We start from the raw sequence: 20735 nt of genomic DNA on the forward strand, positions 1-20735 counted from the left end.
AAATAGCGATGTAGCTCTTCAAGCCCAGCGACCCGAGGGTGAGCCGAGGGAAGGAGGCCTTCACGCGCGATGAAGCCTCAGGGGTGCGCGGGAGCGGGCGTGGGCAAAGGCGACGCGAAATAATCCGCGGCCACGAGCACCGGCCCGTTCTCGTCGGTCGGGGCCCGGAACGACAGCACCCAGAACGAGCCCTTCTTCGACGGCACCACACCGCCGCGCGCGGCGGTCAGGTCGACGCCGTCGCGGTCGGCCAGCGCGCTGACGACGTCCGGGATCACCCCGCCCTGGCTGGAGATCACCGGCGTCCCACCGTCGCCGGCGATGGCCAGGAGCCGTGCGACACCGAGCACCGGGTCCGGCCAGTAGCCCTCTTCCGACAGCAGCGGCTCGTGCCGGATCTCGACCCCGAGATCCTCGGCGAGCCCGTTCACCGTCTGGACGCACCGAAGCCGCGGCGCCGAGAGCACCCTGCCGGGCGCGTAAAGCCGCAGCAGCGAACGCAGTGCTTCGGCTTGGCGCTGTCCCGCGTCCGAAAGCGGACGCAGGTCGTCGTCGCCGTTCCACTCGTCGCGTTTACCCGCTTTGGCGTGCCGCACCAGGATCACCGTGGTGAGTTCCGGCGGCAGCGCGGAGAACTCGCGCAGCACCCGGACGTCGCCCGGCCGCGTCAACAGTTTCTCCGCCGACTCCGTGTCGAGCCAGCGCAGCTCGTCGACCTCCTCGTTCGGCGCGAACGCGCCGGAAACCGCCTGCGCGGAGAAGTAGTCGACGGTCTTCGGCGCTCCCGCCACGGTGTATTCGGTCCGGACCAGATAGCGGCCGAGCACCGCCTCGAATCCGGTCTCCTCGGCGATCTCCCGGACGGCCGCGCCCGCGATGGTCTCGCCCGGATCCAGCTTTCCCTTCGGCAGCGACCAATCGTCGTACCGTGGCCGGTGCACCAGCGCGACCTCGATCCGGTCGCCCTGACGGCGCCAGAGAACGGCTCCCGCCGCCCGCACGATCCCGCTCATCCCGCCGCCCCGTGGCGCTTCGCCAGCTCGACCTGGTGATCGCGGACGTCGTCCCCGGACGCCGGGAACGGGGCCCACTCGCCGGTCGAGTTCAGCACCCAGCACCGGGTCGAGGGATGCAGCGCGGATTCGAAGATGTAGTCCAGCTGCGCCGTGAGTTTCGGATCCTTGACCCGCACCAGCGCTTCGATCCGGCGGTCGAGGTTGCGGTGCATCATGTCCGCGCTGCCGATCCAGCGCGTGCCGCCGGCGAGGAAGGTGAAGATCCGTGAGTGCTCCAGGAAACGGCCGAGGATCGAGCGCACGTGGATGTTCTCGCTCAGCCCCTCCACGCCCGGCTTCAGCGCGCAGATCCCGCGCACCACGATGTCGACCGGCACCCCGGCCTGCGAGGCGTGGTACAGCGCGTCGATCACCTGCTCGTCGACGAGCGAGTTGCACTTGATCCGGATCCCGGCGGTCTGGCCCGCGCGGGCGAGCTCGATCTCCTCGCCGATCGCGCGCACGATGCCGCGCCGGATCCCGTGCGGCGACGTGAGGATGTTGCGGTAGGTGTCCTGGCGGGAGTACCCGGTCAGCACGTTGAACAGATCCGTCAGGTCCGCGCCGATCGTCGGGTCGGCGGTCAGGATGCCGAGATCCTCGTACAGGCGCGCCGTCTTCGGGTTGTAGTTGCCGGTGCCGATATGGCAGTAGCGGCGGATGGTCGAACCCTCCTGGCGCACCACCATCGACACCTTGCAGTGCGTCTTCAGCCCGACGAGCCCGTAGACCACGTGCACGCCCGCGCGTTCCAGTGTGCGGGCCCAGGTGATGTTGGCCTGTTCGTCGAACCGCGCCTTGATCTCGACCAGCGCGACGACCTGCTTGCCCGCCTCGGCCGCGTCGATCAGCGCGTCGACGATCGGGGAGTCGCCGGAGGTGCGGTACAGCGTTTGCTTGATCGCCAGCACCTTGTCGTCCGCGGCGGCCTGTTCGATGAACCGCTGGACGCTGGTGGAGAACGAGTCGTACGGGTGGTGCACGAGGACGTCGCCCTCGCGCAGCGTCGCGAACACCGACTTCGGCGTCTCGCGCTCACCGAACGCCGGATGCGTGGCGGGAACGAAAGGGCGGTCCTTGAGCTCCTTCCGGTCGACGCCGGACAACTGGTGCAGGCAGGTCAGATCCAGCAGCCCCGGGACCTCGACGACGTCGCGCGGGTCGACCTCCAGTTCGCGCAGCAGCAGTTCGAGCATGTGCTCGCTCATGTCCTGCGCCACTTCGAGCCGTACCGGCGGGCCGAACCGCCGCTGCGCCAGTTCACGTTCCAGCGCCTGGAGAAGATCCTCGTCCCGGTCCTCTTCGACCTCGAAGTCGGCGTTGCGGGTGACGCGGAACGCGTGGTGCTCGGTGACCTCCATACCGGTGAACAGCTCGCCGAGGTGCGCGGCGATCAGTTCCTCCAGCGGCAGGAAGGTCGCGGTGCGGACCTCACGCGGCTGCTGCTCGATACGCATCAGGCGCGGCACGTTGCTCGGCACCTTGACGCGCGCGAACCGCTCGGTGCCGGCCTCCGGGTCCCGGACGGTGATCGCGAGGTTGAGCGAAAGGCCGGAGATGTAGGGGAACGGGTGCGCGGGATCCACGGCCAGCGGTGTGAGCACCGGGAAGATCTGCTCGCTGAAGTAGTTGGACAGCCGGAGCTGGTCGGCGCCGGTCAGGTCGTTCCAGCCGACGATGTGGATGTCCTCGTCGGCCAGCTGCGGCCGCAGGTGCAGCTCGAAGGCGTTCGTGTGCCGCTCGACCAGGTCCTGGTTGCGTTTGGCGATGTACGCCAGCTGTTCGCGCGGGGTGAGCCCGTCCGCGCTGCGGACCGGGAGGCCGGTCTCGTCGCGGCGTTTCAGCCCGGCGACCCGCACCATGTAGAACTCGTCCAAATTGGACGCGAAGATCGCCAGGAACTTGGCGCGTTCGAGCAGCGGCTGCGACTCGTCCTCGGCCAGCGCGAGCACGCGCGCGTTGAAGTCCTGCCACGACAGCTCACGGTTGAAGTACCGGTCGTCGGGAAGGCTGCCGACGGCCGTTGGCGCCGCCGTCACCGCGGGCGGCGCGGCGGGCAGCGCGCGGAACTCCTGGGCGGGACGGCTCGCCGAACCGCCGCGCGTCGCGCGGACGGCCGTGCGCGGGGCCGGGCTGCTGTTCTTTCTCGTCCTGGCGGGTTTCGCCGCGCCACTGTCCGGTTCCGGTTTCGCGGCGGAGGTCTTCCGCTTCCTTGCCGAGTTCGAGGTGCCGCCGTCATTTGTGCTCACGGGCTTCATTGTTCACCACTCGGGGCGATTATGTGCGCCGCGTGCGGGTCGGCAGGGTGAACTCTCGTCACATCAGCACGCAGGGTGTTCCCAGCAGCGTCGAGGTGCGCTTTCCGACACCGAGGGTGCGGACGTGAGCGAGATCATCCGCGGTGTCCACGTCGGCGCGAAGCGATTCCGCGGCGATCGTGAGCGGGGTCGCACCGGAGGCGGTGTGTGCCCGCGCGGAACCCGTGCCGAAGCGCGGCGCCAGTGCCTGGCCGTCGCCCGCGAGCAACAGGGTGGTGCCCGTTCCCTGCCGGTCCGCGACGAACGCCCGATGTCCGGCGGCCCCGGCCAGCGCGGCGGTGAGGTCTTCGGTCCGCAGCGCGGGCAGGTCGGCCTGCAGGGCACCGACGAGACCGGACGGCGTGTCCCGGCGCAGCAGCTCCTCGCCGTGGCGCAGGGCCGCGTTCAAGCCGCCGCGCGACGGTTCGGTGACGATCTCGACGCCCAGTTCGGTGAGATCCGCCACGGACGCCGGGTCGGCGGCGACCACCAGCACCCGCCGGACCCCGTCCGCCGAGGTCGCCGCGGACAACGTGTCGTAGGCCAGCGCCAGCACCAGTTCGGCGTGCCGCCCGGGCACGACCGCGCCGCGAAGCCGTGACTTGCCCTCGGCGGGGCGTTTCATCGGCACGATCAGGTCGAAGCCCACACTGTCCACATCTCACTTCTTACCCGACCCTCCCTGGACCGCGCTCGTACACGCGCGGCAGGATCAGTGGCCTGGGACGACACGTGTGACTTCGAGGAGGACGAATTGGCCCGGCGTGAGAAGGGCGGCATCTGGGTGGGCATCGCCGCCGCACTGTTCTACCCGGCGACGGCCATCGGCAAGCGGGTCTACCGCAACGCCGAGCGGATCCCCCGCGAAGGTGGCGCGCTGCTCCTGCTCAACCACGTGTCGCACATGGATCCGGCGGTGGACGCGGTGTTCGTGCACCGGCAGAAGCGGGTGCCGCGGTTCCTCGGCAAGGAGAGCCTGACCAGGGCGCCGCTGTTCGGCAAGATCTTCGTCGGCGCCGGCCAGATCCCGGTCTCGCGCGGTTCCGCCGCCGCCGGAGACAGCCTCAAGGCCGCCCACCAGGCGTTGCGTGACGGCAAGGTCGTCGTGATCTATCCGGAGGGGACGATCACCAAGGACCCCGACGGCTGGCCGAAGAAGCCGTTCACCGGGGCCGCGCGGCTCGCGCTGGAGACCGACGTGCCGGTGATCCCGATCGCCCGCTGGGGCACGAACCACATCTTCAACGGCTACACGAAGAAGTTCACCCCGTTCCCGCGCAAGACGATCACGCATCTGGTCGGCGAGCCGATGGACCTTTCCGCCTACAAGAACGGTTCGACCCGCAGCGCGTCCAAGCTGCGCGAGGTCACCGACCTGATGATGACGGAGATCACCGCGCTGCTCGCGGAGATCCGGCAGGAGGAACCGCCCGCGAAGAAACCGGAGGACGACGCCTGATGGCCGAGGTCCAGCGGGTGACCGTGCTCGGCGCCGGATCGTGGGGGACGGCGTTCGCCAAGGTGCTCGGCGACGCGGGCCGCGACGTGACCATCTGGGCCCGGCGGCCCGAGGTCGCGGCCGAGATCCGGGAGCGGCATCTCAATTCGTCCTATCTGCCCGGTATCGGCTTGCCGGAGCGGATCACCGCGACGGCCGATCCGGCCGAGGCCCTCGACGGCGCGCAGGCCGTGGTCCTCGCCGTGCCGAGCCAGACCTTGCGGACCAATCTGTCGGAGTGGTCCGGTCTGCTGCCGTCCGACGCGATCCTCGTGAGCCTCGCGAAGGGTGTCGAACTGGGCACGCTCAAGCGGATGAGCGAGGTCATCGCCGAGATCGCGCGGGTCGACGACGGGCAGATCGTGGTCGTGTCCGGGCCGAACCTGGCGAAGGAGATCGCGCTGGGGCAGCCCGCGGCGGCGGTGCTGGCCTGCACCGACCACGACAACGCCAAGGCGATCCAGCGGGCGAGCTTCAACCAGTACTTCCGGCCGTACACCAACACCGACGTCGTCGGCTGCGAGCTGGGCGGCGCGTGCAAGAACGTCATCGCGCTCAGCTGCGGGATGGCGGCGGGGCTCGGGCTCGGCGCGAACACCGTCGCCACGCTGATCACCCGCGGGCTCGCCGAGATGGCCAGGCTCGGCGCGAAACTGGGCGCCGACCCGCTGACCTTCGCCGGGCTCGCCGGCGTCGGCGACCTGGTGGCGACCTGCTCGTCGCCGCTGTCGCGCAACCGGACCTTCGGCGAGCGGCTCGGCCGGGGCGAGACGCTGGAGCAGGCGCTGGCGGCCACCGGCGGCCAGGTCGCCGAGGGCGTCAAATCGTGCACGTCGATCCGGGAACTCGCGATGAGCCTGGGGGTGGACATGCCGATCACCGACGCGATGCACCGCGTGTGCCACGAAGGTGTCGACCCGCGGCGCGCGGGCGCCGAGCTGCTCGGGCGGTCGCAAAAACACGAATGGTCCTGAGAGTCTGTTGGCGGAGCTGCGACGTATCTCGCGAAATGGACACAACGCGTGAACCCGCCCTGGCCGAAGGCCCCGCTATCGCGGTGGCAGGGCGCCGTTGTCCGTCAAAGTGAGAGGTTCGACCAGGCAACGCCCTGCCGACGTCGATCGCGGACGCGGGTTCACCGACAGACACTGGAAGACCGCAATATCGCGACAGCCGGGGACGGATCCGTGCTGCGAACATGGACGCCAGGTGCAGAACTCACGGTCCACGGTATGAGAGCTGTTGACCGCGGGGCTCCGCACTGGTTCGCTGGGCGCATGTTCGCACGTGGGATGACTGTGTCGCCGGGCCTCTCGGGTCTTGGTGCGGTCGCGTGCGCGTGTCGTTGTTGTCGGTGAACCCAGCCCCGGCCCAGTTCGACACCCTTCTTTCTTCTGCGAGGACACCTCCATGTTCGCCGTCCCGGACAACACGCTCGTCATTCCCGAAAACCCCGCCCTGCGCCACCCGGTGCGCGTCGCGCTCGAATTCGCCGCGGACCGCGACCGCTGGCGGCACCTGCTGCGTTACGACCCCGACGAGCGCTTCTCGGCGCTCGTCGACGCCGACGAACTGCAGGAGATCTGGTTGATGAGCTGGCTGCCCGGCCAGCACACCGACCTGCACGACCACGAATTCGCCGCGGGCGCGTTCACCGTCGTCAGCGGGAAGCTGAGCGAGACCGTCGCCCGGCGCGCGGTCGACGGCCGGGCCGTGACCGAGCTGCACTCGCTGTCGGAAGGGCAGTCCCGCGTCTTCGGCCCCGGCTACATCCACGAGGTGCGCAACGACGGGCCGGATCCCGCCGTCAGCGTGCACGTCTACCGGCACCGGCCCCGCGCCATGCGGCCGTACCACCTGGACCCCATCTCTGGCCCCTCGCGCGTTTAGTCCTCTGAATGCGGCCCTTTCAGGCGAGGTCGCCGCGCAGGCGGAACTCGGCCTCGACGCGTTCGCGGGAGGCGCCGGTGGCGAGCAGGGTGTGCAGCAGGAGCCGGGATTTGCGCGGGTCAAGCCAGCCCGCCATCGTCGCGCCCATCGCGATCAGATCCGACTCCGAACCCCGGAAACCGTAGGTGCCGCGGAACGTCGGCCCGGCACCGGTGCGGCCGGCGACCACGATCGGCACCTCCGGCAGAACCCGCTCGATCACGTCGGCGGTCCCCGCCGAAACGTGCCCGGCGCCGTTGGCGGCGAGCACCACTCCCTTGACCCCGGCCTTGACCAGCGTTTCCAGGAGTTCGCCGGTGTCCTCGACGCCGCTCTCGACGATCGGCACCAGCCCGGAGAAGTCCGCGTCCTCCAGCGGCAACGCCGCCGGGCGGACGGCCGCCGGGTGGAAGTAGTGCACCAAACCCTCGCTGACCAGCGCGAGCGGGCCGGCGGGGTTCGAGGAGAACGCCTCGACGTGGCTCGAATGCGTCTTCCGGACCCAGCGTGCGGCGTGGACGTCGTCGTTGAACGCGACCAGCGCGCCGCGGCCCCGGCTCCGTGGGGCCGCGGCGACGGTCAGCGCGGCGAGGATGTTCCCCGCGCCGTCGGCGCTGGGCAGGCTGGGGTTGCGCATCGCTCCGGTGATCACGATCGGCGCCTCGGAAGCCCACGTCAGCTCGAAGAAGTACGCGGTCTCTTCGAGCGTGTCCGTGCCCTGGATCACGACGACGCCTTCAGCGCCCTCGTCGACGGCCCTGGCGGCCCAGTCCCGTGTCCTGATCAGGGTCGCGAAGTCCATCGAGGCGCTGGAAATCCCCGCGAGCGTCTCCGCGCGGACGTCCATCTCGAGGTTCTCGCCCAGGTCGCCGAGCAGGTCGGCGGCGGTGAGCCGGGGGACGGCGTGGTCTTCGCCGTCACCGGGGATCATGGAAATGGTGCCGCCCAGTGCGGCGACGGCGACCAGGGGTCGTTTCTCAGGGGAGACGCTCATACGGACATCCTCCCAAAAACTCGTGAGTGGTAAGGACGGTTCTAACCGTCCTTACCACTCACGAGACGCGACCCACTCCCCACCGCGGCCCTTTGCTCACCGCCGCGCCTTCACGGCCTCGATGGTGAAACTCGCCGCAAGCCGCTGCGGATCCTCCGTCAGCCGCCATTCCTCGGTCGCCTCGTTCAGGGTCATCAACCCGGGCAACGCGTTCCACGGCACACTGTCGTGCTCCACCAGCCGCGTCAGCGTCAGGCCCGCGTCGAGCAGCGAAGTGACGATCTCGCCCAGCCCGTGGTTCCATTCGTGCGTCCGGTTGTGCTGGAACGAAACGTCGGTGTCCACATAGGTCCCCGGTTCGTCGAACACCAGCGGTTCGGCCTGCTCGAAGTACGGGTACCGCGGTGTGAGCAGCGGCTGCGTCTCGTCGAGGGTGCCCAGCATCGGATGCATGTCGCGGATGAACAGCCGCCCGCCCGGCTTCAGCAGCTTCCCGACGACCTGCCCCCAGCGGGCGATGTCCGGCAGCCAGCAGATCGCGCCGATGCCGGTGTAGACGAGGTCGAATTCCCCGGCGCCCAGCACGTCGGCGGCACTGTACACATCGGACTCGTGATAGTCGATCTCCGCGCCGGTCTCGGCGGCCAGCCGCCGCGCGATCTCCAGCGCGGGCGCGGAAAAGTCGAGGCCGGTCATCCGCGCGCCGAGGCGGGACAGGGAAAGCGTGTCCGTGCCGATATGGCACTGCAGGTGCACCCCGCGCGCCCCGGAGACATCGCCGAGCAGCGGCTGGTCGAAGGTGACCACGCCGCTGAGGTGCGTCGGGTCCGCGACGAACTTCTCGTAGCCGTAGTCGGCCGAAGCGGCGTGTGCGGGAGCGCGTTCGTCCCAGTTCGCCCGGTTGACCGTCACGTAGTCCGTCACGAAGTCGCGGCCTTCTCGGCGGCGCTGCGCAGCACGCAGAATTCGTTGCCCTCGGGGTCTCCGAGGACGGCCCAGCCGGTGCCGTCCGGATTGCGCCGGTCGTGCAGGAGGGTCGCGCCGAGCTTCAGCAGGCGCTCCACCTCCTCGTCGCGCGGGATGTCCGGCGTAAGACAGAGGTGGATCCGGTTCTTCACCGTCTTCGGTTCCGGGACCTGTCCGAAGAACAGCGTGACACCGTTGTCCATCTCGATGATCGCCTCGGGATCGCCGGGCTGGTCGTCGTCCGCCATCGGTTTGCCGACGACACCGCTCCAGAAACGGCCCAGTTCGTAGGCGTCGGCGCAGTCGAAGAAGAAGTTCTGTACGACAGAGGTCATGACGCCGCAGTCTGCCCGAGCCCGCGAGACCCGGCCAACGGTTTAAGCCAGCCGCAGCCCCGGCGACCGGTGCACCTGCCGGTCCGCGTCGATGACCAGCACCTGGCAGCCCGGCCGCGACGCGACCCACGCGATCCCCTCGGTCCCCATCGCGAAAGCGGCCGTGGCGAGGGAATCCGCGGTGACGAGGTCGTCGGCGGCGACCGTGACGCTCAGCAGCCCGACGGGCGGGCGCCCGGTCCGGCCGTCGAGGATATGCGCGCCGCGTTCGTATTCGGCCGAGGTCGCGACCGCGCCGCCGGACGATTCCACCACGGCGCAGATCGCGTCGGGCCGTTCGGGATGCCGGATGCCGACCCGCCAGGCGCGGCCGGGTTCCGGTTCGCCGGAGGTGATCACGTCGCCGCCGGCGTTGATGCAGAACACGTCCAACCCTTCGGCCAGCAACAGCGACGCCGCCTTCTGCACCGCCCAGCCCTTGACCACCGCGTTCGGATCGAGCCGCCGTCCGGGGAGCCGGGCGGTGAACGCCCCGCCGGACAGCCGTTCGTAGTGGTCGCACAGCGAAAGCACTTCCAGGAGGTCGTCGCTCAGCTCCGAAGGCGAGAGTTCGCCGCGGTCGTAGCGGCAGACCTCGCTGCCCGCCTTGAACGGGCTGAACCGCGCGTCGACTTCCCGCAGCCAGCCGAAGACGCCGTCGATGGCGTGGCCGGCGAGTTCGCCGCCCGCCCGGACGTCGACCGAGACCGGCAGCCCCATCACCTGTTCGACGCGGTTCATCTGGCGTCCAGCGCCGCCTGCAGCGATTTGACGTACGACTCGCTCGTCGACGTCGCCCCGGAGACGGTGTCGATGTCGGCGCTCTGCGCGGTCAGCGTCTCCTCCTGCAGGATCGGGATCGCGTCGACCCCGCGGCCGCTCGTCGGCCGTTGCAGCAGGCGGACTTCGGAGATCTTGTCCTCGGCCGAGATCACCAGCCGCACCTGGACGGTGCCGTACCGGTTGCTCTCCACCGATCCGTCGATGGTGCGTTCGGCGCCCTCGGCCGCTCCGCCGTCCGCGCTCGGCGACGACGGGGCGGGCGCCGCGACGGCCACGGTCTCCGTGCCGAGCGGGCCGGGTTCGTACAGCCACACACCGAGGAAGCCGGCGGCCGACAGCGCGACCGTGGCCGCGACGATGGTCTTCTTCATGATCGGGTCTCCCTGGTTCAGGCGGCGAGGCTGAAACGTTCGGCATGGACCTGGCCGCTCGGCACCCGCAGCTCCCGCAGGCTGCGCAGCGTCGCCGAGGTCATCCCGGGCGGGCCGCAGACGAAGACGTCCCGCTCCGCGATGTCCGGCACCAGCCGCCGCAGATTGGGCGCGCCGAGGACCGGACCGGCCTGATCGGACGGTCCACTGAGGACTCGGACGACCGCGCCGCGCGCCCGTGCCAAGCCGATCAGCTCCGGCAGGAGGACGGCGTCGCGTTGGTCGCGCACGCGGTAGAGCACCACGACGTGCCCGGAGATCTCCTCCAGCAGCGCGCGGATCGGGGTGATCCCGACGCCGCCCGCGACCAGCAGCGCGTCCGGTTTCCGTTGGTGCATCGTGGTGAACGCGCCGTACGGGCCTTCCGCGAACACCCGGGTGCCGACCTTGAGCGACCGCAGGGACGCGCTGCCGTCTCCGGCGGCCTTCGCGGTCAGGCGCAGGGTGCGGCCGTCCGGCGCGGCGGAGAGCGAGAACGGATTCGCCTGCCACCAACGGTCCCGGGTCATGAAGCGCCACAGGAAGAACTGGCCCGCCCGCGCGGGCATCTTGTCGAGATCCCTGCCGGAGATGTACACCGAGACGACGTCGCGGGATTCGGGCACCACGGCGACGACCTTCAACCGGTGCCGCAGATTCCGGGCCAGCGGCAGCACCACCCGGCCGGCGACGACGGAGCCGAGCGCGACACCCCACACCGCCCACCAGTAGACCTGGGCCCCCGGCGAAGACGCGAACGATCCGCCCAGCGCGATTTGATGCGTGAACGCCAGCACGACCGCGGCGTAGGTGTAGAGGTGGATGAAGTGCCAGGTCTCGTACGCCAGCCGCCGCCGGGCGAACCGGGCGGAAACCGCGCCGACGAGCAGGATCAGCGCGAACGCGACGACCGCGCGCAGGATCCCCTCCAGTTTGGTCACCATCGTGACGAACTCGTCCACCACGCCGTTGTCCTCGACCTGCGCGTAGCCGAACACGATGAACACGAAGTGGGCGAGCAGCGTCCACAGCAGGCCGAACCCGGTCCAGCGGTGCCAGCCGGTGAGCCGGTCCATGCCGAGGCGGCGGTCGAGCCAGGGAAGCCGGGCGACCAGCAGCAGCTGGAACGCCATCGTCAGGGCCCCGTACAGCCCGGCGAGCCTGCCGATGCTGATGAGCACGTTGTCCGACGGCCCGGCGGCGAAGAAGAGCGCGGTCACGGCGGCCACGTTGGCCCCGAGGAAGAGGAAGAGCCCGGCGCGCGCGGCGATCCTGGGGCGGATCGCCGGGCACGGTCTCACGGCGGTCTGCGTCATGGTGGTCACACGTGGTCCCTTCCGGTCCGGTTCAGTGCCCGAGCCTGCTGTGCCAACCTGTGACCTTTCTTGGCGGAAGCTGTCGGCTTGCTGTCGTGTGCGGTCCCGCCTCGCCCTCGCGCGCGCGTTCACGGAGGATGGCGTTGTGAACACCGAGAACCCCGTGCGCCTGCTGGTGGTGGACGACGAGCCGCATATCGCCGATCTGGTGGCCACCGTCGCCCGCTACGAGGGCTGGCAGGCCGTGACCGCCGGATCAGGTGAGGCCGCGCTGGCCAAGGCGGCCGAATTCGTGCCCGACATCGTCGTGCTCGACCTGATGCTGCCCGGGATCGACGGGTTCACCGTGCTGGACAAGCTCCGCGAGGCCGGGACGGCGGTACCCGTGGTCTTCCTCACCGCGAAGGACGCGACCGCCGACCGGGTCGCCGGGCTCACCCGGGGCGGTGACGACTACCTCGTCAAACCGTTCTCCGTCGAGGAACTGATGGCGCGGCTGCGCGCGGTCCTGCGGCGGAGCACCAATCAGGCGAAGGCCGCGGTGCTGCGGGTCGGCGACCTGACCCTCAACGAGGACACCCGCGAGGTCGCGCGCGACGGCGAACCGGCCGACCTGACCCCGACCGAGTACGAACTGCTGCGCTACCTCATGCGGCATTCGCCTTCGGTGATGACGAAGGCGCAGATCCTCGACCACGTCTGGGAGTACGACTTCGGCGGCCGGTCCAATGTGGTCGAACTCGTCATCTCGCATCTGCGCCGCAAACTCGACACGGGCGACGAGCCGCTGATCCACACCGTGCGCGGCGTGGGCTACGTCGTGCGCCAGGCGTCGAGATGAGGATGCTCCGCCGGTGGTACGACGCGTGGCGCCGGTCGAGGCTCGGGACCCGGCTGGCGCTCGGGCTCGGCGCGCTGGCACTGGTCGTGTTCGCCGTGGTCGGCACCGTGATGGTCGGCATCATGAAGGGCTATCTGAACGACCGGCTCGACGAACAGCTCGCCAAGACCCAGATCAGCCAGGTGCCGTCGCTGCGCACCACGCACGGCGGGAAACCGCAGCAGGCCTACGGCTGGTTCTCCGCCGTCTTCGCGGTGCGCGACGGCGACGCGCAGCCGCAGGCGGGCGGTTCCCTGCCGCCGGACACGAAGGCACTGGCAAAGGTCGCCGAGGACGCGACGCGGACCGAGGTCCTGCGCACCGTCTACATCGAGGACAAGGGCACCTACCGGGTCCGGGCCTGCCCGATCGAACCGGCGCAGAACATCGTGCTGGTCAGCGCCGCGCCGCAGGCCGATCTGGACCGGACGGTCAGCCAGCTGATCATGGTCGAGGTCGTCGCGTTCCTGCTGGCGCTCGCGGTGCTGGTGATCGCGGGGCGGTTGGTGCTGCGGCGCGGGCTGAGGCCGCTGAGCGACATGGCCGGGACGGCGCACGACATCGCGTCGCACGACCTCACCACGAACGCCGATCTCCCGGTGCGCGCGCAGGCGAGTGGCGGCGGCGCCGAGGTCGAGGAACTGCGGACGGCGTTCAACGTCATGCTGGCGCACCTCGATTCCTCGCTGGTCGCGCGCCGGGAGGCGAACGAACGGCTGCGGCGGTTCATCGCCGACGCCTCGCACGAACTGCGCACCCCGCTGACGTCGATCCGGGGCTACGCCGAGCTTTTCCGCTACGCCGCGGCGAACGAACCCGCCGAACGCGAGGCGCATCTGTCGAAGATCAGGGAAGAGACGCAGCGGATGAGTGTGCTCGTCGACGACCTTCTGCTCCTCGCGCGCCTCGACGCGCCGGAGACCGAGGCGCCGCTGCGGCTGGTCGGCGTCGATGTCGCCGAGCTGATCACCGACGCGGGGGAGGCCTTCGCCGCCGGACGCCCGGAGCATCCGCTGAGCATCGGCGCGTTACCGGAAGGTGTTGTCCTGCAAGCGGATCCGGTGCGCCTGCGGCAGGTGCTGGACAATCTGCTCGCCAATGCCGCGGTGCACACGCCGCCCGGGACGCCGGTCACGTTGTCGGCCACGGCTTCGGACTCGGAGGTCGTCCTGCGGGTGAGCGACGCCGGGCCCGGCATCCCGCCGGATGCACGGGAGCGGATCTTCGACCGGTTCTACCGGGTGGACACCGCCCGCACCCGCGGCAACGGCGGCACCGGGCTCGGGCTCTCGGTGGTGCTCTCGCTGGTTTCGGCGCACGGCGGGACGATCGAGGTCGAGAGCGTGCCGGGGGCGACGACGTTCACCGTGCGGCTGCCGCGCCACCGCTCGTGAGTGGTGAGGACGGTTAGAACCGTCCTCACCACTCACGAGGCCCACTACCCGACGCGCCGCTTCACATGGTCCGGCACCGTCCACTCGCCCACGAGATCGGCCGACGGCTCCGGTTCCCCGAACACGGTCCGCACCGGCAGCACCCCCGCCCACGAGAGGTCGGCCGCGACGTCGTCCTCGGGATCGTCGGGGCCTGCGCCGCGCATCTTCACCGACGCCTCGGTGAGGTCCAGCTCCAGCACCGAAACGGACGCGAACTCCTTCGCGTTGATGTCCCGCGCGTGTTCCCAAGAACCGGGCGCGAGGTGGTCGGTCAGCACGTGGAGGCCGTGCATCTTCCGGTCGCGATCGGTGACCGCGGCCGCCTTGCCCAGGATCACCGCGCTGCGGTAGTTCATCGAGTGGTTGTTGACCGAGCGCGCGTAGACGATGCCGTCGAGCAGGGTCACCGTGACGCAGACCTCGACGCCGTCGGAATCGCGCATACTCCTCGCCCCGGTCGATCCGTGCAGGTAGAGCGTGTTCCCGTCGCGGCCGTAGCCGGTCGGGATGACCAGCGGGACGCCGTCGCGCACGATGCCGAGATGGCAGATCAGGCCTTCGTCGAGCACCGCGTACAGCGCCGAGCGGTCGGTGAGCGCACGGTCCTTCTTGCGGCCGAGGGTGGTCCGGTCGGTGGGAGAGAGCGGGGTCGACATGCGACCAGTCTCACCCACGCGAGTGGCCTGTAATAATGTCCAATTCTCCTATACTTGAGAAGGCCACTTCCCTCCAGTGTGGAGTAACCCATGTCCGACACCGCTCTGCCGGTCAGCCTCGACCGCGATTCGGCCGTCCCGCTCGCGGTCCAGCTGGCCGACGCGTTGCGCGCGGCCGCGGGCGACGGGCATCTGCGCGGCGGGGACAGGCTGCCCTCGACCAGGGCGCTCGCGAGCCGTCTCGGCGTCAGCCGCACGGTGACGTCGGCCGCGTACGAGCAGCTCCACGCGGAGGGCTGGATCGCCGGCCGCCACGGCTCCGGCACGTACGTCACCACCACGCCGCCCGCGGACAGGCCGTCGAAGGGCCCCGCACCCGGCGCCCCCGCCGCGCCGCCCACGCTGGTCGACCTCACCCCGGGCGTCCCGTGGGCCGACGGCGTCGAGAGGGCCGCTTGGCGCCGCGCGTGGCGGGCCGCCGCCGATCCGCGCCCGACCTACCGCGAGGACAGGGCGGGCCTGCCCGCGTACCGGGACGCCGTGTCCGAACATCTGCTGCGGCACCGCGGTCTCGCGGCCGGGACGGTGCTCGCGACCGGCGGGACGACGGCCGCGGTGATCGAACTCGCCGGCTCGATGCTCTCGCGCGGTGACCGTGTCGCGATCGAAGAGCCGGGTTACCAGCGGGCCGTGCAGGCGTTCCGCCGGGCGGGGATGGAGGTCGTGCCCGTCCCGGTCGACGAAGAGGGCCTGCGCCCGGACGCCGTTCCCGCCGACGTGCGAGCGGTCTACTGCTCACCCGCGCACCAGTACCCGCTCGGCAGCCGGATGAGCGCGTCGCGCCGGGTCGAGCTGGTCGAACTCGCCCGTGCCCAAGGCATGCTGGTGATCGAGGACGACTACGACGGCGAGCTGCGGTTCGACGTCGCGCCGCTGCCGCTACTGGCCGCGCTCGCGCCCGACGTCGTCGCGCATCTCGGTACCACCAGCAAGATCCTCACCCCGGCGCTGGGCGCGGGCTGGATGGTCGCGCCCGCCCCGGTCGCGGCCGCGGTGCTGGAGTACCGCGAGGCCACCGGAACGCGACCGTCGCCCGCGGGCCAGCGGGTGCTCGCCGAGCTGGCGCGCCACGGCGATCTGGGCAGGCATCTGCGGAAGCTCCGGCGGGAACTTTCGGAGCGCCGGTCACTGGTGTCGGCCGCGCTGACGTCGGCGGGCATCCCGGTACTCGGCGACGACGCGGGCGCGCATCTGGTCGTCCCTTGTGGATCCGCGGACGAGGAGGCGGCGCGCATGGCGGCGGCGGAACGCGCCGGGATCCGGCTCGACGGGCTGGCCCGGCATTTCGCCGGGACGCCGACGGTGTTCGGGAACCTCATCGGCTACGCGGGCTGCTCGCGCGAGGCGCTCCATTCCGCGCTCAAGCCGCTGATCACCGTGCTCGGTTGACCTCCACCTTGCTGGAGGTCATAGCTTGCGTCCATGCGTGAGATCAGAGTGTCCCGGTTCGGCGATCCCGGCGTCCTCGAGCAGGTCGAAGTGCCCACCCCCGAACCCGGCGCGGGGCAGCTCCGCGTCGCGGTGACGGCGGCCGGGGTCGGCTGGCTCGACACCCTCATCCGGCGAGGCGACGGGCCCGACGTGTTCGCGGTCGAGCCGCCGTACGTGCCGGGAGGCTCGGTGGCGGGCACCGTCGACGCGGTGGGTGCCGGAGTGGACGCGACCTGGCTGGGCGAGCAGGTCCTCACCCACGCGCCCGGTGGATACGGCGGGGGATACGCGGACACGGTCGTCGCACTTCCGGACGACACGTTCGTGATTCCGGAGGGGCTGGATCCCCGGCACGCGGTGGCCTTGTTCGACGACGGCAGTACCGCGCTGGCGTTGCTGGAGAAGACCCCGGTCACCGCCGGGGAGCGAATCCTGGTGGTGCCCGGCGTCGGCGGGCTCGGCAGCGTGCTGGTGCAGCTCGCCCGCGCCGCGGGCGCGACGGTCTTCGCGGCGGTCCGCGGTGCCGAAAAGGCGGCGATCGCGCGGAAACTGGGCGCCGAGCCGGTCGACTACTCGGCGGCGGACTGGACGGGCGAGGTCCTCGCCCTCACCGGCGGCCACCGCCTGGACGTGGTCTTCGACGGCGTCGGCGGCGAGCTCGGCGCCGCCTCGCTCGCGTTGCTGAGGAACGGCGGCCGGTTCTCCGGCTACGGCATGTCCAGCGGAGCGGAGACCGTGATCGGCGACGCCGACCGCGCCCGGCTGTCCGTTGTGGACATGGCGCAACTGGTCGGATTCTGGCCGGACAACCCGCGCCGGGTGCGGGAAGTGCTGCGGCGGGCGGCGGACGGGAAGCTGACGCCGGTCATCGGCCGGACGTATCCGCTGGCGGAGGCGTCCGCCGCGCACTCGGACATCGAGGCGCGGCGGTACACCGGGAAGAGCCTGCTCCTGCCCTGATCGCTCAGAACCGCAGCGGCACCGCGGGGAGATTGGCGGCGATGACCTCGGAAACGGTCTGGAGCGGCCCGGTCCCCGCGGTGTCCGGCACGGTGAGCGCGGTGTAGACGGGGCGGTCCACCACGAACCACGTCGCGGTGCCCTCACCCTCGACCTGCAGCCATTGGACGCCGTTGATCGTCCGCAGCTGCGAGGTCCGGGTCAGCTCCGGCGGCTTCCCGAGACCGCACCGCAGGACCACCGGGTCGCCGGTGCCCCAGCCGATCGTCGCCTCGGGAGCGGGATCGGCCAGCGTCCGCCGGACCAGCGTGGTGCCGGACGACGTGAGCTCGTGGGGGAGCGCGCCGATGAGTTTCGCGCATTCGGGTGACCCCGACTGCGGAGCCGGGACCGGGACGAGCGGGAGCGGGCCGTCGGCGGCCGGGGCATCGGATTCCGCGCCGCGGGTCAGCCCGAAGACGGCCACCCCCACGACGAGCAGGATCGCCAGGCAGGCGGCCGCGATCAGCAGGGGTTTCGGGGGAGCGCCGGTGTCCGTGTCAGCCACCGGACCACTACACCACCTCTTACAGATGCACCACCGGGCAGGTCAGCGTACGCGTGATGCCCTCCACGTTCTGCACCTTGGCGACCACGAGCTGGCCGAGCTGGTCGACGGTGTCGGCCGCGGCCTTGACGATCACGTCGTAGGGGCCGGTGACATCCTCCGAACTGGTGACACCGGAGATGGTGGAGATCTCCGCGGCGACCGCGGCGGCTTTGCCGACCTCGGTCTGGATGAGGATGTATGCGTGGACCACGGCGCGCCCCTTCGTAAAAGTCGGCTCAAGGTAGGAACGTTGTAGCAACGTATCGCCAGCCCCGGGAAAAACCTAGGGCTTCCGACTATCGGTGATCGATATTTGTCCGGACAAGGGAAAGTGGAGGTGACGGGTGTCACCGAACGACGGCACGGTCGCCGGGACCGGTGAATTCCGGTTGATCGAAGCGGTGACGGCAGGCCGGAAACAGCCGGAGTCGACCCTGCTCGGACCGGGGGACGACGCGGCCGTCGTGGCCACCCCCGACGGCCGGACGGTGGCCTCCACCGACGTCCTCGTGCAGGGCGTCCACTTCCGGCTCGACTGGTCCAGTGCCGAGCAGGTGGGCCGCAAGGCGGTCGCGGTGAACCTCACCGACATCGCCGCGATGGGCGCCCGCCCGACGTCCGTCCTCATGGGATTCGCCTGCCCGTCGGACACCCCGACGGCACTCGTCACCGAACTCACCCAGGGCATGTGGCTCGAAGCCGATCGCGCCGGGGTCGGGATCGTCGGCGGCGACATGGTGCGCGCCGACCAGATCGTGATCAGTGTCACCGCCCTGGGTGACCTCGGCGGTCGGGAGCCGGTGACGAGGTCCGGCGCGCGGCCTGGCGACGTCGTCGCGGTCTGCGGACGGCTCGGCTGGGCGGCCGCCGGTCTCGCCGTGCTCGGCCGGGGTTTCCGGTCACCGGTCAGCGTGGTCAACGCGCAGCGCTGTCCCGAGCCGGATTACGAGGCGGGCATCCGCGCGGCCGACGGCGGCGCGACTTCGATGATCGACGTGTCCGACGGGCTCCTGTCCGATCTCGGCCACATCGCCGAGGCGTCGGGCGTGGGGATCGACGTGCGGACCGCGGATCTCGACGTGTCGAGCAGGCTGACCGAGGTCGGCACCGCGCTCGGCGCCGACCCGCTGAAATGGGTGCTCACCGGCGGCGAGGACCACGCGTTCGCGGCCACCTTCCCCTCGTTCGCCGAACTGCCGGAGGGCTGGACCGAGATCGGCGTGGTCACCATGCCGGATTCGGGGGTGACGGTGGACGGGAAACGGTACGGACACGACAGCGGCTGGCAGCACTGGCGGTAGGGGCGCGATCTGCTTTGGGGAACGGCGGGCCTTCTCGCTAATCTCGCGCTCATGGACCTTCGTGTGCTGGCCTACGACCACCCCGACGCGGTGAAACTGCTGGCCGAAGCGCAGCTCGAACTGGCCGCCCGGTACGGCAGCGAAGACGAGACACCGATGGACGCGGCGCAGTTCGCCCCGCCGAAAGGGCTGTTCATCGCCGCCTACCTCGACGACGTACCGGTCGCGTGCGGTGCCTGGCGGGCGCACGATGGGCCGGAACCCCTGTTGCCGGGCGATGCCGAGATGAAACGGGTGTTCGTGATGGCTTCGGCGCGAGGCCGCGGATTGGCGAGGGCGATCCTCGCCGATCTGGAACGGACGGCCGCCGAGGCCGGACGGCTGCGCATGGTGCTGGAGACCGGGGACAGGCAGCCGGAGGCCATCGCGCTGTACGAATCGTCCGGATACCGGGAGATCCCGGGTTTCGGGTACTACAAGGACGAGCCGGAAAGCATCTGCTACGGCAAGCCGCTGGTCTAGGAGAACGCATGCCGATCTACGCACTGGGCGACCTCGAACCGTCGATCCACCCGGACGCCTACGTCCACCCCGACGCCACGGTGATCGGCGACGTCCGGATCGCGGCGTTCGCGTCGGTGTGGCCGCAGACCGTCCTGCGCGGCGACCACGGGTACATCGAGATCGGCGAGCGGTCCAACGTCCAGGACGGCTGCGTCCTGCACTGCACCCGCAAGGAGCCGACGATCATCGGGAAGTCCTCCGCCGTCGGGCATTCCGTGCACATCGAGGGCGCGCGGATCGGCGAGGGCTGCCTGATCGCCTCGGGATCGGTGGTACTGAACGGAACCGTCGTCGAGGACGGCGGGATGGTCGGCGCGGGCGCGGTTCTCTCCTATGGGTCCTATGTGGACAGTGGGCATATCGCACTCGGCGTGCCGGCGAAGACCCGGCCGAACACGTCGTTCGGGCCGGACATGATCAAGCTGGTGGTGGACGGGTATGTCGAGCGCGCGGCCCGGTTCCGGGTCGAACTCCGCCGGCTCGACGGACGTGAGTAAGCTCGCACGCCGTGACCGCACGACCGCTGCAGGACATCGTCGAAGCAGGCTGGGCGCAGGCCCTCGAACCGGTGGCGCCGCAGGTCGCCGCGATGGGGGAATTCCTCCGCGCGGAGATCGCCGCGGGCCGGACCTATCTCCCGGCGGGTGAACACGTGCTGCGGGCGTTCCAGCAGCCGTTCCACGACGTGCGGGTGCTGATCGTCGGGCAGGACCCGTACCCGACGCCCGGGCACGCGGTCGGGCTGAGCTTCTCGGTGGCGCCGGACGTCCGGCCGATCCCGAAGAGCCTGATCAACATCTACAAGGAGTACTGCGAAGACCTCGGGCACCCGCTGCCGTCGAACGGCGACCTGACGCCGTGGGCCGACCAGGGTGTCCTGCTGCTCAACAGGTCGCTGACCGTGCAGCCCGGCAAGTCGAACTCGCATCAGGGCAAGGGCTGGGAAGCGGTCACCGAGCAGGCCATCAAGGCCCTCGCCGCGCGGGACGAGCCGATGGTGGCGATCCTGTGGGGCCGCAACGCGCGGAACCTGAAGCCGATGCTGGGGAAGGTGCCGTGCATCGAGTCGGCGCACCCGAGCCCGCTTTCGGCGCACGCCGGCTTCTTCGGCTCGCGGCCCTTCAGCCGGGCGAACCAGCTGCTGGAGCAGCAGGGCGCCGGCCCGGTCGACTGGAAGCTGCCCTAAGGCCCGCTATTGGTGCGTGAAGGGCCCCTTCCCTCGGCTCAGCCGAGGGA

The 20735-nt window shown here is 70.4% G+C and carries 23 protein-coding genes; 11 read left to right on the top strand and 12 right to left on the bottom strand.

The annotated features are described in order from the left end of the window. Positions 1-77 precede the first annotated feature (77 nt). From ACFWIW_RS40870 to cofC, 3 genes are read right to left on the bottom strand one after another with little or no spacing between them, the layout of a single operon-like run. Positions 78-1013: an NUDIX domain-containing protein gene (locus tag ACFWIW_RS40870; protein ID WP_378373402.1), complete on the bottom strand. Its 936-nt coding sequence runs from the start codon at positions 1011-1013 to the stop codon at positions 78-80. Next, positions 1010-3313, bottom strand: a complete 2304-nt coding sequence (locus tag ACFWIW_RS40875; protein WP_378373403.1) for an RNA degradosome polyphosphate kinase — start codon at positions 3311-3313, stop codon at positions 1010-1012. Before ACFWIW_RS40875 ends, ACFWIW_RS40870 begins: the two co-directional genes overlap by 4 nt. A gap of 58 nt (positions 3314-3371) precedes the next feature. Then, on the bottom strand, positions 3372-4001 hold the full coding sequence (gene cofC, locus ACFWIW_RS40880; RefSeq protein WP_378373416.1) for a 2-phospho-L-lactate guanylyltransferase: 630 nt from the start codon (positions 3999-4001) through the stop codon (positions 3372-3374). 66 nt (positions 4002-4067) lie between these two features. Here cofC and ACFWIW_RS40885 point away from each other — a divergent pair, with 66 nt between their 5' ends. The 3 genes from ACFWIW_RS40885 (at position 4068) to ACFWIW_RS40895 (ending at position 6740) form a co-directional block, all read left to right on the top strand. Continuing rightward, positions 4068-4811: a lysophospholipid acyltransferase family protein gene (locus ACFWIW_RS40885; RefSeq protein WP_378373404.1), complete on the top strand. Its 744-nt coding sequence runs from the start codon at positions 4068-4070 to the stop codon at positions 4809-4811. Beyond that, the gene (locus tag ACFWIW_RS40890) at positions 4811-5824 is read left to right on the top strand and encodes an NAD(P)H-dependent glycerol-3-phosphate dehydrogenase (protein ID WP_378373405.1); all 1014 of its coding nucleotides are present in this window, start codon (positions 4811-4813) and stop codon (positions 5822-5824) included. The genes ACFWIW_RS40885 and ACFWIW_RS40890 overlap by 1 nt, the downstream gene beginning before the upstream one ends. Positions 5825-6260: 436 nt before the next feature. Beyond that, entirely contained in the window at positions 6261-6740 is a 480-nt protein-coding gene (locus tag ACFWIW_RS40895) for a cysteine dioxygenase (RefSeq protein ID WP_378373406.1), read from the top strand. A gap of 19 nt (positions 6741-6759) precedes the next feature. Here ACFWIW_RS40895 and ACFWIW_RS40900 read toward each other — a convergent pair whose 3' ends face one another. The 6 genes from ACFWIW_RS40900 to ACFWIW_RS40925 all read right to left on the bottom strand — a co-directional run bounded on the left by ACFWIW_RS40900 (position 6760) and on the right by ACFWIW_RS40925 (position 11622). Then, a complete protein-coding gene (locus tag ACFWIW_RS40900) occupies positions 6760-7773 on the bottom strand; it encodes an asparaginase (RefSeq protein ID WP_378373407.1) in 1014 nt (337 codons plus the stop codon). Between the two features lie 96 nt (positions 7774-7869). Beyond that, positions 7870-8697 carry a class I SAM-dependent methyltransferase gene (locus tag ACFWIW_RS40905; protein WP_378373408.1) on the bottom strand — a complete coding sequence of 276 codons (828 nt, stop codon included), beginning with the start codon at positions 8695-8697 and terminating at the stop codon, positions 7870-7872. Further along, positions 8694-9074 carry a VOC family protein gene (locus ACFWIW_RS40910; protein ID WP_125736798.1) on the bottom strand — a complete coding sequence of 127 codons (381 nt, stop codon included), beginning with the start codon at positions 9072-9074 and terminating at the stop codon, positions 8694-8696. The genes ACFWIW_RS40905 and ACFWIW_RS40910 overlap by 4 nt, the downstream gene beginning before the upstream one ends. A 42-nt stretch (positions 9075-9116) precedes the next feature. Then, positions 9117-9854, bottom strand: coding sequence for an FAD:protein FMN transferase (locus ACFWIW_RS40915; RefSeq protein WP_378373409.1), 738 nt, complete (start codon positions 9852-9854; stop codon positions 9117-9119). Then, positions 9851-10267, bottom strand: coding sequence for an FMN-binding protein (locus ACFWIW_RS40920; RefSeq protein ID WP_240594418.1), 417 nt, complete (start codon positions 10265-10267; stop codon positions 9851-9853). Before ACFWIW_RS40920 ends, ACFWIW_RS40915 begins: the two co-directional genes overlap by 4 nt. Positions 10268-10284: 17 nt before the next feature. Beyond that, positions 10285-11622 (bottom strand): ferric reductase-like transmembrane domain-containing protein, encoded by a 1338-nt coding sequence (locus ACFWIW_RS40925; protein WP_378373417.1) that lies wholly within the window; start codon positions 11620-11622, stop codon positions 10285-10287. A gap of 145 nt (positions 11623-11767) precedes the next feature. Between ACFWIW_RS40925 and ACFWIW_RS40930 the strand changes: the two genes are divergently transcribed. Continuing rightward, positions 11768-12463, top strand: coding sequence for a response regulator transcription factor (locus tag ACFWIW_RS40930; RefSeq protein ID WP_240594416.1), 696 nt, complete (start codon positions 11768-11770; stop codon positions 12461-12463). Further along, on the top strand, positions 12460-13896 hold the full coding sequence (locus ACFWIW_RS40935; protein ID WP_378373410.1) for a sensor histidine kinase: 1437 nt from the start codon (positions 12460-12462) through the stop codon (positions 13894-13896). Before ACFWIW_RS40930 ends, ACFWIW_RS40935 begins: the two co-directional genes overlap by 4 nt. Positions 13897-13940: 44 nt before the next feature. Here ACFWIW_RS40935 and ACFWIW_RS40940 read toward each other — a convergent pair whose 3' ends face one another. Next, positions 13941-14594, bottom strand: coding sequence for a pyridoxamine 5'-phosphate oxidase family protein (locus ACFWIW_RS40940; protein ID WP_240594414.1), 654 nt, complete (start codon positions 14592-14594; stop codon positions 13941-13943). Positions 14595-14684: 90 nt separating this feature from the next. Here ACFWIW_RS40940 and ACFWIW_RS40945 point away from each other — a divergent pair, with 90 nt between their 5' ends. Then, positions 14685-16043 carry a PLP-dependent aminotransferase family protein gene (locus tag ACFWIW_RS40945; RefSeq protein WP_378373411.1) on the top strand — a complete coding sequence of 453 codons (1359 nt, stop codon included), beginning with the start codon at positions 14685-14687 and terminating at the stop codon, positions 16041-16043. Between the two features lie 33 nt (positions 16044-16076). Further along, the gene (locus ACFWIW_RS40950; protein WP_378373412.1) at positions 16077-17045 is read left to right on the top strand and encodes a zinc-binding dehydrogenase; all 969 of its coding nucleotides are present in this window, start codon (positions 16077-16079) and stop codon (positions 17043-17045) included. Positions 17046-17049: 4 nt separating this feature from the next. Here ACFWIW_RS40950 and ACFWIW_RS40955 read toward each other — a convergent pair whose 3' ends face one another. Together ACFWIW_RS40955 and ACFWIW_RS40960 are read right to left on the bottom strand one after the other, a co-directional pair. Then, on the bottom strand, positions 17050-17592 hold the full coding sequence (locus ACFWIW_RS40955) for a DUF3515 domain-containing protein (protein WP_378373413.1): 543 nt from the start codon (positions 17590-17592) through the stop codon (positions 17050-17052). Between the two features lie 19 nt (positions 17593-17611). Continuing rightward, on the bottom strand, positions 17612-17845 hold the full coding sequence (locus ACFWIW_RS40960; protein WP_005160289.1) for an Lrp/AsnC ligand binding domain-containing protein: 234 nt from the start codon (positions 17843-17845) through the stop codon (positions 17612-17614). A gap of 133 nt (positions 17846-17978) precedes the next feature. Here ACFWIW_RS40960 and ACFWIW_RS40965 point away from each other — a divergent pair, with 133 nt between their 5' ends. From ACFWIW_RS40965 to ACFWIW_RS40980, 4 genes are read left to right on the top strand one after another with little or no spacing between them, the layout of a single operon-like run. Continuing rightward, on the top strand, positions 17979-18935 hold the full coding sequence (locus tag ACFWIW_RS40965; RefSeq protein WP_378373414.1) for a thiamine-phosphate kinase: 957 nt from the start codon (positions 17979-17981) through the stop codon (positions 18933-18935). A gap of 51 nt (positions 18936-18986) precedes the next feature. Further along, on the top strand, positions 18987-19457 hold the full coding sequence (locus ACFWIW_RS40970) for a GNAT family N-acetyltransferase (protein ID WP_378373415.1): 471 nt from the start codon (positions 18987-18989) through the stop codon (positions 19455-19457). Between the two features lie 8 nt (positions 19458-19465). Next, positions 19466-19996 (top strand): gamma carbonic anhydrase family protein, encoded by a 531-nt coding sequence (locus ACFWIW_RS40975; protein ID WP_037342086.1) that lies wholly within the window; start codon positions 19466-19468, stop codon positions 19994-19996. 11 nt (positions 19997-20007) lie between these two features. Further along, positions 20008-20685, top strand: coding sequence for a uracil-DNA glycosylase (locus tag ACFWIW_RS40980; protein WP_034320386.1), 678 nt, complete (start codon positions 20008-20010; stop codon positions 20683-20685). The last annotated feature ends 50 nt before the right edge of the window (positions 20686-20735 follow it).

This window comes from Amycolatopsis sp. NPDC058340 (genome assembly GCF_042723975.1).
In the GTDB taxonomy this organism is placed as follows: Bacteria; Actinomycetota; Actinomycetes; order Mycobacteriales; family Pseudonocardiaceae; genus Amycolatopsis.

Bases quoted from the DNA above. Each gene is read 5' to 3' on its own strand.
- ACFWIW_RS40870 (WP_378373402.1), bottom strand. From the start codon at position 1,013: ATGAGCGGGATCGTGCGGGCGGCGGGAGCCGTTCTCTGGCGCCGTCAG.
- ACFWIW_RS40875 (WP_378373403.1), bottom strand. From the start codon at position 3,313: ATGAAGCCCGTGAGCACAAATGACGGCGGCACCTCGAACTCGGCAAGG.
- ACFWIW_RS40890 (WP_378373405.1), top strand. From the start codon at position 4,811: ATGGCCGAGGTCCAGCGGGTGACCGTGCTCGGCGCCGGATCGTGGGGG.
- ACFWIW_RS40895 (WP_378373406.1), top strand. From the start codon at position 6,261: ATGTTCGCCGTCCCGGACAACACGCTCGTCATTCCCGAAAACCCCGCC.
- ACFWIW_RS40900 (WP_378373407.1), bottom strand. From the start codon at position 7,773: ATGAGCGTCTCCCCTGAGAAACGACCCCTGGTCGCCGTCGCCGCACTG.
- ACFWIW_RS40910 (WP_125736798.1), bottom strand. From the start codon at position 9,074: ATGACCTCTGTCGTACAGAACTTCTTCTTCGACTGCGCCGACGCCTAC.
- ACFWIW_RS40915 (WP_378373409.1), bottom strand. From the start codon at position 9,854: ATGAACCGCGTCGAACAGGTGATGGGGCTGCCGGTCTCGGTCGACGTC.
- ACFWIW_RS40920 (WP_240594418.1), bottom strand. From the start codon at position 10,267: ATGAAGAAGACCATCGTCGCGGCCACGGTCGCGCTGTCGGCCGCCGGC.
- ACFWIW_RS40925 (WP_378373417.1), bottom strand. From the start codon at position 11,622: ATGACGCAGACCGCCGTGAGACCGTGCCCGGCGATCCGCCCCAGGATC.
- ACFWIW_RS40935 (WP_378373410.1), top strand. From the start codon at position 12,460: ATGAGGATGCTCCGCCGGTGGTACGACGCGTGGCGCCGGTCGAGGCTC.
- ACFWIW_RS40940 (WP_240594414.1), bottom strand. From the start codon at position 14,594: ATGTCGACCCCGCTCTCTCCCACCGACCGGACCACCCTCGGCCGCAAG.
- ACFWIW_RS40945 (WP_378373411.1), top strand. From the start codon at position 14,685: ATGTCCGACACCGCTCTGCCGGTCAGCCTCGACCGCGATTCGGCCGTC.
- ACFWIW_RS40950 (WP_378373412.1), top strand. From the start codon at position 16,077: ATGCGTGAGATCAGAGTGTCCCGGTTCGGCGATCCCGGCGTCCTCGAG.
- ACFWIW_RS40970 (WP_378373415.1), top strand. From the start codon at position 18,987: ATGGACCTTCGTGTGCTGGCCTACGACCACCCCGACGCGGTGAAACTG.
- ACFWIW_RS40975 (WP_037342086.1), top strand. From the start codon at position 19,466: ATGCCGATCTACGCACTGGGCGACCTCGAACCGTCGATCCACCCGGAC.